The 13,886-nt window shown below is 48.6% G+C and carries 14 protein-coding genes; 7 read left to right on the top strand and 7 right to left on the bottom strand.

From position 1 onward, the window contains the following. Positions 1-58: 58 nt before the first annotated feature. From A6049_RS25525 to A6049_RS25515, 3 genes are all read right to left on the bottom strand, one after another. Entirely contained in the window at positions 59-886 is an 828-nt protein-coding gene (locus tag A6049_RS25525) for a carbohydrate ABC transporter permease (protein WP_063567342.1), read from the bottom strand. A 19-nt stretch (positions 887-905) separates the two neighbouring features. Continuing rightward, on the bottom strand, positions 906-1,772 hold the full coding sequence (locus tag A6049_RS25520; protein ID WP_063567357.1) for a carbohydrate ABC transporter permease: 867 nt from the start codon (positions 1,770-1,772) through the stop codon (positions 906-908). 129 nt (positions 1,773-1,901) lie between these two features. Next, positions 1,902-3,176: an ABC transporter substrate-binding protein gene (locus A6049_RS25515; RefSeq protein WP_063567341.1), complete on the bottom strand. Its 1,275-nt coding sequence runs from the start codon at positions 3,174-3,176 to the stop codon at positions 1,902-1,904. Positions 3,177-3,498: 322 nt separating this feature from the next. Here A6049_RS25515 and A6049_RS25510 point away from each other — a divergent pair, with 322 nt between their 5' ends. From A6049_RS25510 to A6049_RS25490, 5 genes are all read left to right on the top strand, one after another. After that, positions 3,499-4,266 carry a GTP cyclohydrolase II gene (locus tag A6049_RS25510; protein ID WP_063567340.1) on the top strand — a complete coding sequence of 256 codons (768 nt, stop codon included), beginning with the start codon at positions 3,499-3,501 and terminating at the stop codon, positions 4,264-4,266. A 260-nt stretch (positions 4,267-4,526) separates the two neighbouring features. Further along, a complete protein-coding gene (locus A6049_RS25505; RefSeq protein WP_063567339.1) occupies positions 4,527-5,105 on the top strand; it encodes a glycerol-3-phosphate responsive antiterminator in 579 nt (192 codons plus the stop codon). A 23-nt stretch (positions 5,106-5,128) separates the two neighbouring features. Next, on the top strand, positions 5,129-6,616 hold the full coding sequence (gene glpK, locus A6049_RS25500) for a glycerol kinase GlpK (RefSeq protein ID WP_063567338.1): 1,488 nt from the start codon (positions 5,129-5,131) through the stop codon (positions 6,614-6,616). Between the two features lie 393 nt (positions 6,617-7,009). Then, positions 7,010-8,668: a glycerol-3-phosphate dehydrogenase/oxidase gene (locus tag A6049_RS25495; RefSeq protein ID WP_063567337.1), complete on the top strand. Its 1,659-nt coding sequence runs from the start codon at positions 7,010-7,012 to the stop codon at positions 8,666-8,668. Between the two features lie 68 nt (positions 8,669-8,736). Then, positions 8,737-9,741: a Gfo/Idh/MocA family protein gene (locus tag A6049_RS25490; protein WP_063567336.1), complete on the top strand. Its 1,005-nt coding sequence runs from the start codon at positions 8,737-8,739 to the stop codon at positions 9,739-9,741. 120 nt (positions 9,742-9,861) lie between these two features. On the opposite strand, the gene A6049_RS25485 is transcribed toward A6049_RS25490, so the two are convergent. Continuing rightward, the gene (locus A6049_RS25485) at positions 9,862-10,149 is read right to left on the bottom strand and encodes a winged helix-turn-helix transcriptional regulator (protein ID WP_062321783.1); all 288 of its coding nucleotides are present in this window, start codon (positions 10,147-10,149) and stop codon (positions 9,862-9,864) included. 424 nt (positions 10,150-10,573) lie between these two features. Between A6049_RS25485 and A6049_RS25480 the strand changes: the two genes are divergently transcribed. Further along, a complete protein-coding gene (locus tag A6049_RS25480) occupies positions 10,574-10,960 on the top strand; it encodes a DoxX family protein (RefSeq protein ID WP_063567335.1) in 387 nt (128 codons plus the stop codon). A 182-nt stretch (positions 10,961-11,142) separates the two neighbouring features. Here A6049_RS25480 and A6049_RS25475 read toward each other — a convergent pair whose 3' ends face one another. From A6049_RS25475 to A6049_RS25465, 3 genes are all read right to left on the bottom strand, one after another. Further along, positions 11,143-11,661, bottom strand: coding sequence for an AbrB/MazE/SpoVT family DNA-binding domain-containing protein (locus tag A6049_RS25475; protein ID WP_063567334.1), 519 nt, complete (start codon positions 11,659-11,661; stop codon positions 11,143-11,145). A 105-nt stretch (positions 11,662-11,766) separates the two neighbouring features. Next, the gene (locus tag A6049_RS25470) at positions 11,767-12,447 is read right to left on the bottom strand and encodes a CidB/LrgB family autolysis modulator (protein ID WP_063567333.1); all 681 of its coding nucleotides are present in this window, start codon (positions 12,445-12,447) and stop codon (positions 11,767-11,769) included. After that, on the bottom strand, positions 12,444-12,815 hold the full coding sequence (locus A6049_RS25465) for a CidA/LrgA family protein (protein ID WP_063567332.1): 372 nt from the start codon (positions 12,813-12,815) through the stop codon (positions 12,444-12,446). The genes A6049_RS25470 and A6049_RS25465 overlap by 4 nt, the downstream gene beginning before the upstream one ends. 165 nt (positions 12,816-12,980) lie before the next feature. Between A6049_RS25465 and cidR the strand changes: the two genes are divergently transcribed. Continuing rightward, a complete protein-coding gene (gene cidR, locus A6049_RS25460; RefSeq protein WP_063567331.1) occupies positions 12,981-13,865 on the top strand; it encodes a cidABC operon transcriptional activator CidR in 885 nt (294 codons plus the stop codon). Positions 13,866-13,886: the final 21 nt, after the last annotated feature.

The following is a 13,886-nucleotide window of genomic DNA, read 5'->3' as shown; positions in this document are numbered from 1 at the left end:
GGTATTTATCTATAGATAAGAATATCAGACTTGAGGGATGGATCAAAATGCGCGATCCCTAATCCTTTACAGCTCCTGCGGCAATATCGGAGATAAACTGGCGGCTGATGAACAGGAACATCACGATCAGCGGAATAACAGCCAGCAATGTACCCGCAATAACCATCGCGTAATCCGTATTGTACAGTCCGTTTAATTGAGACAACGCAATCTGCAGTGTATACTTTCGAGCATCCGTCAGGACGATCAGGGGCCAGAGATAATCATTCCATACGCCAATAAATGTGAACGCACCGAGGAAAGCAAACGCAGGCCGCAGAATGGGCAACGCTACATTCCAATAGAGCCGGAAAAAATTACAGCCATCGATTCGCCCGGCGTCCAGCAGGTCATTCGGTATGGACTCCGTGGCATATTGGCGAATCCAGAAGATGCCGAAGGCGTTCACCATGCCCGGAATAATGAGGGCTTTGAAGGAACCGACCCATCCGAACGTGGCCATGAGCACGAAGGAAGGGACCAGCGACAGCTGGGAAGGTACCATCATGGTGGCGAGCAGCAGGACGAAGAGCCATTTTTTACCCGGAAATTCAAACTTCGCAAACGCAAACCCTGCCAGTGAGTCAAAAAACAGCACCAGTACCGTCACCAAGCCCGATACAAACAACGTATTCATGAATGCGCCCCAGAAGTCGATCTGCTGTAGTACTCGACTAACATTATTCCATAGCTCGCTCCCAAACCAGAGCTGAGGTGGGAACTTATAAATGTCGGACGTCGTCCGGGTGGACATTACAATCAGCCAATAGAACGGGAACATGGAAATGAGCATGCCCCCGATAAGACCGGTATACAACACCAGCGATTTGAGAGATTTGGACGTCATGAGCGCTCCCCCCTTCACTTCAGGATGACTTGCCTTGAACGAGCTTCCAGTTCACAATTGAGAACAGGGCGATAATGAGGAACATACCCCAACCAACCGCAGCACCGTAGCCGAAGTAGTTATTAATGAACGATTCTCGGTAAAGGTACAATACAATGGTCATTCCGGCTGCGCCTGCGCCGCCATCGTTACCCACGAGAATTTGTGGCTCGGTGAATAGCTGCATGCCGCCGATCGTCGATGTGATCACAGTGAATAGAATGACGGGACGCAGCATCGGAATCGTAATTCGGAAAAAAGACTGTATCCCGGATGCGCCGTCAATCTTGGCTGCCTCGTACAATGTCTGCGGGATGCTCTGAAGTCCGGCCAGATAGATGACTGCGTTGTATCCTGTCCAGCGCCAGACCACCATGGAGGAGATTGCCACTTTGATGCCCCATGGCGCGTTCAGCCACTCCACCACTGGAAGTCCGACGGACTGTAACAGATAGTTGAGAAACCCGTAGTTGTTGGCAAATAGGGCACCGAAGATAATGGCGACGGCCACGATGGACGTCACGTTCGGCAGGAAATATCCCACGCGAAACAGCGTACGGAACTTCACAAACGGTGCATGCAGCAGAAACGCAATGATTAGGGCAAAGAACAACATCGGGATGGTCGCGTATATCCAGATCATGAACGTATTGCCCACCGCTTGCCAGAATTCTGCATCGGTCAGCATATATTTAAAGTTGTTTAGTCCGTTATAGGTCATCACACCAATGCCATCCCATTTGTGGAAGGCCAGATATAAGGAAAAACCGATCGGAAACAGTCCAAACACGGCAAACAGAATGTAAAACGGGGAGATCGCCACATAGAGTGCACGTTGTTCCCACATCCGGGACAAGAGTGATTTCTGCCGATCCAAATCCGGACTTACCTTTCCGGGATCCGGAGTGAGGCGAGGTTCGGTTACAGCCATATGAATTCCTCCTTTGCGGATTGCCATCTCATAAGAGTGTTTGAATTAACGCTGTAACTCCCGCTCAACACGGTGAACCGTATCAGGCCAGACCTGCTCCGGGTTGGCATTTTGCTTCGCAATATCATTCAGCCGCCGAGTAATGATGTTGTGCACCGAAGGGTATCGTTCGCCAAAGAAAGCCTCGGGCACATGCTGTGCCGATTCGGCAAATACAGGCCCTGTTGCCTGTCCGCCGAAGAAGGGTTCTTCTTCTTTCATCGCCGGTGTATCGAACACACCAGGTGCCGAAGGAAACAGGTTCAACGTCTTATATTGTTCAAGCTGATTATCCGGGCTTTGCAGCCACTGGATGACTTCGAACGCTTCTTTAGGGTGTTTGCTTGACTTCAAAATGGACAGGAATGATCCACCGTTATTGCCGTCTCCACCAGGAGCGCGAGTGACTCGCCACTTGCCAGATGTATCCGGCGCGGCTTCCTGCAGTACCTGCTTCATCCAGACGGCTCCCACAAAGGAAGCAATCTCACCATTATTCATCGCTGCGTTCCAGCCCGGGGTCCAGCCGTCGGCATTAGCGAGCAGCCCTTTTTGCTTGAAGGATACGGCGGTATCCCAGCTCTGCTTGACGAGTGGAGAATCCATGCCGATAAACGAGCCGTCAGGACGGAAATACCGTTCGGTTCCTTGCGATAACACCTGATTGTAAACGGTTCCAATATTGTCGGTTAGAAATACCTTGCCTCCGAACTTCTCCTTGATCTTTTCTCCTGCAGCAGAATAGGCATCCCAGTTGTTGATCTGACGAGCCACTTCTTCAGGCTCGGAAGGCAATCCGGCCTCTTTAAATAGATCTGCACGGTAGAAGAGGGCTGTCGGTCCCGTATCCATAGGGAAACCGATCATTTGTCCACCCGGTGTAACGCCTTGCTTCCATTTCCAATCCAGATATTGGTCTTCGACGTCACCTGCGCCGAGATCATACAGATTATAGAAACGGTCCTCGCTGGGAAAGAGCTCCATGATCCAATCGTTCAATGCGACAATGTCGGGCTCACCTGAGCGCGCAGCGAGTGTCGTTTTGAGTTTTGCTTTGAAATCACCACCGATTTTCTGAGCGGTCAGTTCAATATTGGGGAACTTTTCCTTGGCCTTGGCAATCAGCTTATCATCGATGGAACGGTTCCAGTACCATAATGTAAGCGCTACCTTTTTATTGCTCGATGAATCGTTCTGTCCCGGCCATATGGAGCATCCGCTCACCAGCATGACACAGACTAGCAGAATGGCTGTCCAGCATGTTCTTTTCCGGCGGATCATGTGATAACCCCCTCATCATTAAGTTCGAGGCATGAAGTGCGATGGACTACAACATAAGTGTATGAGCAGTTTATAAACTCATACCCAATATTCCTGAAATGAAACACAAATTTGTGTCGGTTGCGTATCATAAATTTATTAGTTACTTTAGAAACAAAAGTTACTTGACACAACATAATTTTTATTTTAAACTTGCTTACATAAAGTAACTAATGATGATGACAATAATATAGATACGTATGATATGCAATCCAGTGATCCATTTTCCATCTGGATGCGAATCAATTCATAACCAAGATGGCTTAACAGGAGGAACTTACTAATGATTAATTCACATATTATTCAACTGCTTGCCCCCAAAATCCAGACTTTTCCGAGTGGAAAAGAATTCATTTACCTCGTTGGGCCGATTAAGCTTCCGGTGAACCTTGATGGAGAGACACATACCTTCCAGTGGTACAACTGGATGAAATCGGAGAAAGCTATGGAAAGCGGCGAGCTGATTGAATCTCTCGCTACTGCCGAACTGGCTGAACGTCAGCAATCCAGCGTATTAGTGTACGGTGATTTTGCCGAAGCACAGGAAGCACTGATTCGGATGCACAGCATCTGTCATACAGGCGACATCTTTGGCAGCAAACGTTGTGACTGCGGCTTCCAACTCGAGCAATCGATGAAGATGATTGCTGCCCATGGAGCAGGCGCACTCTTCTATCTGGCGAACCATGAGGGCCGTGGCATCGGTCTGTTCAGCAAAGCGATGGCATACCTGTTGCAAGAGGAAGGTCTGGATACCGTTGACGCCAACCTGCAACTTGGGTTCACAGACGATGCGCGTAATTATGATGATGCCATTGCCGTATTGCGTGCGCTTCGTTCAGCTCCTGTTACATTGATCACCAACAATCCACGCAAGCTTGCTGCTTTGCAGGAAGCGGGACTGAATGTAGGTGGACGTGTGCCACTGTGGGGAGATCGCTCGTCCTTTAACGAAAAATATTTGCAGACCAAAGTGAGCCGTTCTGGTCACTTGGCAGAAAATGATGGATGGGCTGGCGAAGAGACCTTGCTTCCACACGCCCAAGCCTAAAAGGTCGATCCCGATCCCGATCGATCGTTCAATATGATTTTGGCATAAAGCCTGTTTGCCATCCTGTTCAATAGACAGGACAATTTAAGCTGTTTGTGTATGCTCCTTCTGGGGTAAACATGAACAGCTTTTTTGAGTTTAGGGAATGGAATGGCCCCGTCTCACGCCAAGAATTAATCTGACGGTCCTGACCTTTGCTTGCCGTTCATACCATACGAACTATACAATATAGGCATCTGATTTATGCGGGAGGAACGAAGGTGCCATTTGAGGGACAGTATGTGTTACCGGCTGCCAAGAGCATGAAGCAGTTTGAAGCAATGATTGAAGGCCCTTACACCTATGGGGTTATGCTGGATACGCATATTGCGCAGCTTCATAGTCTGCTGGAAGAAGCACGGCGACGTGGTAAAAAAATAGTACTGCATGCCGATCTGGTGCAGGGGCTGAAGAACGATGAATATGCCGCAGAGTATTTATGCCAGCATATTCGTCCGGCAGGACTGATTTCGACGCGAGCCAGTGTAATTCAGAAGGCGAAACAGAAAGGGATTACAGCCATTCAGCGCGTTTTTCTGCTGGATACAAATGCGCTGGAGAAAAGTTATCTTTTGCTGTCCAAGACCCAACCGGACTATATTGAAGTACTGCCCGGTGTTATCCCGCATATTATTGCAGAAGTATCCATACGGACAGGTATACCCATTATTGCAGGTGGGTTGATCCGCTCAACGGAAGAGGTTGAACTGGCGCTGGAAGCTGGAGCTACCGCAGTAACCACTTCCAACGTGGACCTGATTCGGCACTACAAGAAATCGCATACAGAATATAAGCAGTAATCCCACAACAGGAGGTTGTCTGTATGGAAAAATATATATTGGCCCTAGATCAGGGGACGACAAGTTCCCGGGCGATTCTATTTAACCGGAGCGGGGAGATTGTACATATTGCACAGCAGGAATTTCCACAGTACTTTCCCAAGCCGGGCTGGGTGGAGCAGAACGCCAATGAAATTTGGAGCTCCATTCTGGCAGTGATGGCTTCATGTCTGGCCGAAAGTGGAATCAAGCCCGTCCAGATTGCCGGCATCGGCATTACGAACCAGCGAGAAACGGTTGTGGTATGGGACAAAGAAACGGGCCGGCCCATCTATAATGCAGTAGTCTGGCAGTCCAGACAAACGGCTGATATTTGTGATGAGTTGAAGGCGAAGGGTCTGGGTGACCTATTTCATCGCAAAACGGGTCTACTCATTGACCCTTACTTCTCGGGAACCAAGGTAAAGTGGATTCTGGATCATGTGCCTGGTGTCCGGGAGCGTGCAGAGAAGGGTGAACTCCTGTTTGGTACAATTGATAGCTGGCTAATCTGGAAGCTGAGCGGTGGTACTCATGTCACCGATGTATCTAATGCTTCTCGCACCTTAATGTACAACATTTATGATCTGCAATGGGATGATGAATTGCTGCAAATTTTGGACATTCCCAAAGCGATGCTGCCGGAAGTGCGCGGTTCATCCGAGGTGTACGCACACACGGTTGACTACCATTTCTTTGGTCATCGGATTCCGATTGCCGGAGCAGCAGGAGATCAGCAGTCGGCATTATTCGGTCAGGGCTGTTATACAAAGGGAAGCATGAAAAATACGTACGGCACCGGCTGTTTCATGCTTATGAATACTGGAGAACAACCCGTACAGTCCAACCACGGGCTGATTACAACCATTGCATGGGGCATTAATGGTAAAATCGAGTATGCGCTGGAAGGCAGTATTTTTGTTGCCGGTTCGGCGGTACAGTGGCTGCGTGACGGCTTACGGATGCTACGTTCCTCAAAAGACAGTGAGGACTATGCGGCACGTGTACCCTCTACAGATGGCGTTTATATGGTGCCTGCATTTGTAGGTCTGGGCAGCCCTTACTGGGACAGTGAAGTTAAGGGAGCAGTGTTTGGTTTGACGCGAGGAACCACCAAAGAACATTTTATCCGTGCAACCCTGGAAGCACTGGCGTATCAGACCAAGGATGTACTGGCGGCAATGGAATCCGATTCAGGTATTCCGGTGAATGCCTTGCGCGTGGATGGGGGGGCGGCGGCCAATGATTTTCTGATGCAATTCCAGAGTGATATTCTGAATATCCCTGTGGAGCGTCCCAATGTGAACGAAACGACAGCATTAGGTGCGGCTTATCTGGCAGGACTTGCAGTAGGCTATTGGAATAGCGCGGATGAATTGGCGAATCACGAGAATACGGAGCGTGTCTTCCATCCGGTTATGGCTGAAGATGAGCGTACAGGACTGTATGCAGGGTGGCAACGTGCAGTGAAGGCAGCGATGGTTTTCAAATGAGTGGATTATATTTCGAATGGGCATTTGTACTTTTTCGTTAAAGTTCTACAATAAATGATATTTATTGGTGGAAAATGATGCATAACTTACAGGGGTTATTTTCCTGGAGAAGAGAAAACATATACCCACTATAAGGAAAAATAAATGATTAGTGGATCAGCTTGAAATTCCATCCGCAGGCAGAACAACTTTTTGAAATTTTTTTGAATAATGTGTCATTTCAGGCCTTCACGCCGCCGTAATTGTGTGATAGGATTAAGTCACAAGTTAAAAAAATGATGTCTGGAGATCGGGAGAGACCACGTACCGCTCAGCAATTGCTGAAGCGAATGACGTGGTCTTTTTTTTGTGCTTTTGTGGGTATAACAGAGGTAATCAATGGGAGGAATCAGAATGACAACATCGTTCTCGGCGGAAAAGCGTACGGAATATCTGGATCGGATGGCGAATGCACATTTTGACATATTGATTATTGGTGGGGGAATCACGGGAGCCGGGATTGCGCTGGATGCAGCTTCCCGCGGATTAAAGACAGCACTGGTGGAAATGCAGGATTTTGCAGCAGGCACATCCAGTCGTTCGACCAAACTGGTGCATGGCGGTCTACGGTATCTGAAGCAGTTTGAAGTGAAAATGGTGGCTGAGGTGGGAAGGGAGCGAGCGGTGGTGTACGAGAATGGACCGCATGTGACGACACCCGAACCGATGCTGCTCCCCATCTATACGGCGGGCACCTTTGGCCGCTTCAGCACATCCATGGGCCTGATGGTGTATGACCGGCTTGCCGGAGTGAAGCGTAGTGAACGACGTCAGATGTTAAATGCCGGCGCCGTCTCAGACAGTGAGCCTTTGCTGCGCAAGGAAGGACTGCTGGGTGGTGGACGTTATGTGGAATACCGAACGGACGATGCCCGGCTTACCATTGAAGTGATGAAGGAAGCGGTAGAGCGCGGTGCACTGGCCGTGAACTATGTGAAGGCAGCAGCATTCCTGAAGGAGAATGGAGTTATTACCGGCATTCAGGCTGTGGACCAGCTCAGCGGTCAATCTTATGATTTGCGGGCAACCAAGGTGATTAATGCTTCCGGTCCATGGGTGGATGAGCTGCGCAAGATCGATGGGTCTCGCCAGGGCAAAACGTTGCAGATGACCAAAGGTATTCATCTGGTATTCGACGGTACGCGTTTCCCGTTAAGGCAGGCTGTATATTTTGATACACCGGATGGACGAATGGTCTTTGCTGTCCCGCGGGATGGGAAAACCTATGTGGGAACCACAGATACCGTATTCGAAGATGATCCCGCACACCCGTTAATCTCTGAGGCAGACCGGAATTATGTCATCGATGCCGTCAACGGCATGTTCCCGGACGTTCGAATTTGTGCCGAGGATGTGGAGTCCGGTTGGGCAGGTGTGCGTCCGTTGATTCATGAGGAAGGCAAAGGACCTTCCGAAATTTCCCGCAAGGATGAAGTGTGGGTAGCCCCTTCGGGGTTGATCACGATTGCCGGGGGTAAATTAACCGGGTACCGCAAAATGGCCGAGATGGTTGTTGATCTCGCTGCTCGCCAATTGGAGCAGGAGACGGGAAAATCGATAGGACCATGTATAACGAAAGAGATGCCAATCTCTGGAGGCCACGTTGGCGGTTCCGCCGGATTTGGCGCGTATGCAGAACGCAAGATTAAGGACGGCGTAGCACTTGGGCTCGACAGATCTACTGCGGAACGGTTAGCCCGAGTGTATGGTTCCAATGTGGACGCACTGTACGAGCGGATGCCTGATCCGCGGGCAAAGGCAGAGCTGCATGGTATGTCGCAGGAGCTGCTGCTGATGCTGCGTTATGCCATTGACGAAGAGATGGCTGTGACACCTGCAGACTTTTTTGTGAGACGCACCGGAGACCTGTTTTTCCGCATTGACGAAGTCCGTCAGTATAAGGCAGTAGTGATTCAGTTTATGGCTGAACGCCTGGATTGGCGGGAGGAGCAAGCGATACGGTTTGCGAGTGAACTGGATCAGTTGCTCTTGGAAGCATCGGGCAAAATTTAATGCAGGATTTCGCATCTGGGGGTCGAATGGAACATGTAAGCGTGTAACAAGGAGAGGGGTTTACATCTATGACTTTACAGATCGGAATCATTGGAACAGGTTGGTTCAGCAAGGTACATGCAGATATTCTGGCACGAATGGAAGGCGTTCGTGTAGCAGCTGTCTGTGGAACAACGCTGGAAAAGGCGGAGGCTATGGCTTCCGTTTATGATGCTGTTGGCTACGGTGAACTTGAACATATGCTGGATGGTGAAAAGCTGGATGCAGTCTATATCTGTGTTCCTCCGATGTCTCATGGATCGATTGAAGCTGAATTGATTCGTCGGGGTATCCCGTTCCTGGTGGAAAAACCGCTGAGTACGGGCATGGATATTCCTCGTCAGGTGCTGGATCAGGTACAGAAGTCTGGATTGTTGACATCCGTAGGTTATCATTTCCGTTATCAGGAGGCTGCACAGGTACTGAAAGAAGCGGTGAAAGAGCAGACCGTCGGTATGGCGCTTGGGCGCTGGATGGGCGGAATGCCAGGAGTCGCCTGGTGGCGTCGCCAGGAAGGATCCGGGGGACAGTTTGTGGAACAGACGACCCATATCGTGGATTTGCTGCGGTACTGTGCTGGTGAAGTGACAGAGGTATACGCTGCAGCGGCCCAGCGCAGCATGCATGAGAAGCACGAACATGTCACGGTAGCCGATGTGGCGAATGTAACGCTTAAGCTAGAAAGTGGGGCGATCGCGAGCATTGCCAACACTTGCCTGCTGCCAGATGGTGAAGGCGGCGCAGGGCTCCAGTTCTACACGGACGCCGGAGTCTGGGATTGGACGCCTGAACGTCTTCTTCTGCCAAGTGCTGCCCCTCATGCGATGGCAGGTCTGGAGATTCCAGCAGGGCATAACCCGTATGAGCGGGAAAATGAAGCGTTCATTCACGCCCTTCGTACCGGAGATCGTTCACGGATTTTGTCCGATTATGCGGATGCCTGCCGTACACAGGAAATTACAACGGCGGCATTGGTTTCGGCAGATTCGGGATTACCGGTACAACTTCAGCGCTCCAAACATCTCTCTCATTAATCCTTTTATGACGTAAACAGAAATATAACCCCATTTTAAAAAAAAGACGCCTGAATCTGGACTGATCCGAAGATCAGTTCAATTCAGGCGTCTTTGTGTTGTACGTGAATCACAATCTGGCTACTTAGTAGACTGCTGCTGTTTCAACCAGTCTGAGGACCAGTTGTAAATCTGATTGATGACGGGTTCGATGGCTCTGCCTTTGGGCGTCAATTCATACTCTACGCGGGGCGGAATTTCAGGATACATATGCCGGGTTACGATACCTTCCATTTCCATCTCCTTCAGACGTTCGGATAATAACCGACCGCTAATCGCCATTTCTGCTTCCAGCTCTGTGAATCGTTTCGGTCCGGATAACAGTTGGTACATGATGAGCAGTACCCATTTTTTACCGATGATATCCATGGCCTGAGTAATGAGACAGGGACTTGGTGATTTTACTTTTCTCAGCTTCAACGTGTTCACCTCGATTCAAGTATTATTGATTTCTTCGTATATTCGTATATATATAAAAGTGCGTGGCTTTCTGCCGCTCTGACCAAAGTAAGGGACAATGAAGTCAACATGTTACTACAAAATGTACTGTAACATACCTTTTGTATGTATTATACACTATTCGTCAAAAAATTACTTGAATAAATAATGTTATTATTATATACTAACTTCATAAAAGTAAGTTAATGATTATTAATATGTATAATATCAGCACGTACCTTTTTTTGCAGTCAAACTGCCCATTTTAAAAATAGAGTTACGTAGTAACTTTTACAAAGATTGCTTTTTATACAACAGATGGATATGGACATTCATTTTCAGGAGGATTATACATATGAACAAGGGCTTAAAAATTTTGGGATATATTGCGTTGGTTATGCTTGCAGGTGTGTTTGTAATGGCGGGGTTTAACAAGGTTAGTGGAGCAGAGATGATGGTGCAGACTTTCGAAGGTTTCTCTTATCCTACATGGACGATGTATCTCATTGGTGCAGTAGAGCTGCTCAGTGCGGTGGGTCTGTTGATTCCACGAACTCGTATTCTGGCTTCAGGAGTATTGACGTTTATTCTGATTGGGGCTGTGGGAAGTCATCTGATTTACGGACAATATACGGCTGTTCCTTTCCCGGCGGTACTGTTGGTTGCTAACATTGTTGTTCTTATTATGGGTATGCGTAAACTGGAAGCAGAAGAAATGGATATGGATCTCGTGCAGGTCTAAAGAGTTAGACGCTGGAGTAACGAATATTGAAAAAGATGACCACTGTGATTAAGCGGTAGTCGTCTTTTTTATGTTTATCTCAAAAAAAAAAGAAGAACCCACGGATTTCAAAGGGTTCTCTTGCAACGGGACTTCTTGAAACGGAAGGTCTCCTGATTAATAAATAATCGAATAAATTCCTATTATAGTAGTTTTTTAAGTTGGGAGACGCGTCCTTGGCTAATGCCAAGCTTTTCCGCAATTTGCTGTTGAGCCAAACCAGGATTCTGTTCAACAATTTCCTTCATCTGTTGCAGCATGCGTGCCGTCTTCGGCCGCAGGTCCGGGTACTCATGGTTGGCAGCTGTAGTCCCTTCTTCCCATGCGGGAGATGAGACTGTGGCGGATTCGGTAGCAGGACGCTCCACGGGTGCAGGAGCCTGTTTGTTTGGAGGAACGAACCAATCGGGAGTGTCATCCGGGTGTTTTAATTGAATTGCACAAGTCCGGCAGATGAATTGCTCTTTGAAATACATTTCAGTATTCACATCACCGCAAAAAATACACAATGTTGATTTGTACTTTCTCAAAATCAACTCTTTCCCTTCAATGAAAAACTCGAGCGGATCGCCGATATGGATTTCCATCGTATCCCGCATTTCTTTGGGAAGGACAATTCGTCCAAGGCGGTCCAGAGATCTCTTCATTCCGGTTCTTTTCATCGCATCTCCCCCGCAATATTCACAATTAAAACCTGTCCTTATTGTAAGGAAGAAAGGGCTTTAATACAACAATAATATTTCAAGAAATAGGGTTAATTCCATCTATTATGGGAAAATAAGTTTGGATAGCACGGGTGCAACCGCTAATGTGAACAATGCGGCCAGTACCATGGAGATGCTGGAGATGGTTCCTGTCAGTGAACTGAGCTCAAAAGCCTTGGATGTGCCTGTACCATGGGCACCGGTTCCAAGCAGCGTACCACGTGCAATCTCACCATCAATACGCAGCATTTTCACAATGGATGGCCCCATAATCGCCCCCAGCAGACCGGTCATGATGACAAAAACCGCCGTAACCGCCGGAATGCCTCCAATGGTAGCCGATACATTCATGGCAATAGGGGTCGTGATCGATCTTGGAATCAGACTATGAATGAGTCCGGAGTCCAGGCGCAGCCATTTGGCGAGCAGGGCAGAAGAGAGGACCGCCACAACGGAGCCCGTCATAACGCTGAAGACGATCTCGGAAATATGTTTTTTGAGTACATGGAAGAATGTATAGAGCGGAATAGCGAAGGCTACCGTTGCCGGTTGAAGCAGCAAACTTAGCCATTTACCACCACTGCTGTAGGCTGCGTAATCCGTGCCTGTTGCGAGCAGCACACCGACGACAAGAAGCGGCGTAATCAGCAGCGGAGACAGATACACTTTGGGCAGGTTGCGGTACATGCGTTTGGCGACCAAGTATATACCGACGGTTAACAAAAGACAGAGGAATCCAATCATCCGGTGTGACGCTCCTTTCGTTTGGCGATTCGGGTGGCAACAAGGCCTGTGCAGGCCATGACCAGAAATGTACTAAGCAGAACAATAAACAAAATTTGCAGTCCATCTTGCTCCAGCATGGGCATGTAGTTCATAATGCCAACGGCTGACGGGATGAAAAACAGCAGCAGCTCACCGAGCAGCCAGGCAGCTCCAATTTCGATCCAGCGCAGCTTCACGACCCGGGTCTGAAGCAGAATGAATAGCACGATCATACCGAGTATTGAACCTGGTACAGGTAGATGGAGAGCACGGGCCAACTGGTCCATGAGCAGTGAAAAGGCCATCAAGAGCGCAACTTGCAAAATGCCAAGGCCCCATTTCTTCACTTCAATCCCTCCTTGTATAATGAACGTGATGATTTTGAGTTGTTTATGAAAATGAATGGAAGCGTTGTTTGATATAACAAATTTTACATCGCATTCTTTCATGAGTAAAATGCATATTAAGAATGTTTACCATTCCATTTATCTATGAGAGATGGGGATCAGACGATGGATATCCGCCATTTGCAATATTTTCTGGAAGTTGCGCGGCAGCAAAGCTTCACCAAAGCGGCCGAAGTGCTGTTCATTACACAACCGACGATTAGCAAAACCGTCAAAAGCTTGGAAGACGAATTGGGCGTAACTTTGTTGGATCGTTATGGCAAGAAGGTAGCGTTAACGGATGCAGGGCATGTCTTTTTTCGGCAGGCGCTGGAGATTGAAAAGTCATTTCGCAGCTTATCGTCCGAATTGGATGACTTGATGAATCTGAAGAAAGGACACCTGCGGATCGGCTTGCCGCCGATGATAGGTTCGAGCTTTTTTCCGATGATTATCGGTGAATTTCATAAAGCTTACCCACAGGTAACCATTCAGCTCTTCGAAGACGGTGCCAAAAAAGTAGAGGCCGATGTGATTAGTGGTGCACTGGATATTGGTGTCTCCGTTCTGCCTACCGTGGATGAACTCGTGGACCACTTTGTTTTTGTGGAAGAGAAACTGAATCTGATCGTACACCCTTCACACCCACTTGCGGGCAAAGAGTCCATCGCGCTGCGCGAGCTGGAGCATGATGCATTTGTGCTGTTTCGGGAAGATTTTGCGCTGCATGACCGGATTATCGCCGCCTGTCAGCATGCGGGATTCCAGCCTCGGGTGGTGTACGAGAGTTCCCAATGGGACCTGCTCAGTGCAATGGTAGCGGCCAATCTGGGTGTGGCTTTGCTGCCAGAAACGATCTGCCGTGAGGTGGATCATATGCGTGTGCGCATTATACCTGTAATGGAACCTGTGATTCCGTGGCAGCTCGGCATGATTTGGCGGAGGGACCGATATTTATCCTTTGCAACCCGGGAGTGGATCAGTTTCACACAGTCCATGCTGAGTGAATAAGAAAATCGGTGTAAACGGGGA

The organism is Paenibacillus sp. O199 (assembly GCF_001636635.1).
Taxonomy (GTDB): Bacteria; Bacillota; Bacilli; order Paenibacillales; family Paenibacillaceae; genus Paenibacillus; species Paenibacillus marchantiae.
The sequence above is the reverse complement of the archived record's forward strand: the minus strand, read 5'-3'. Positions and strand labels throughout refer to the sequence as shown.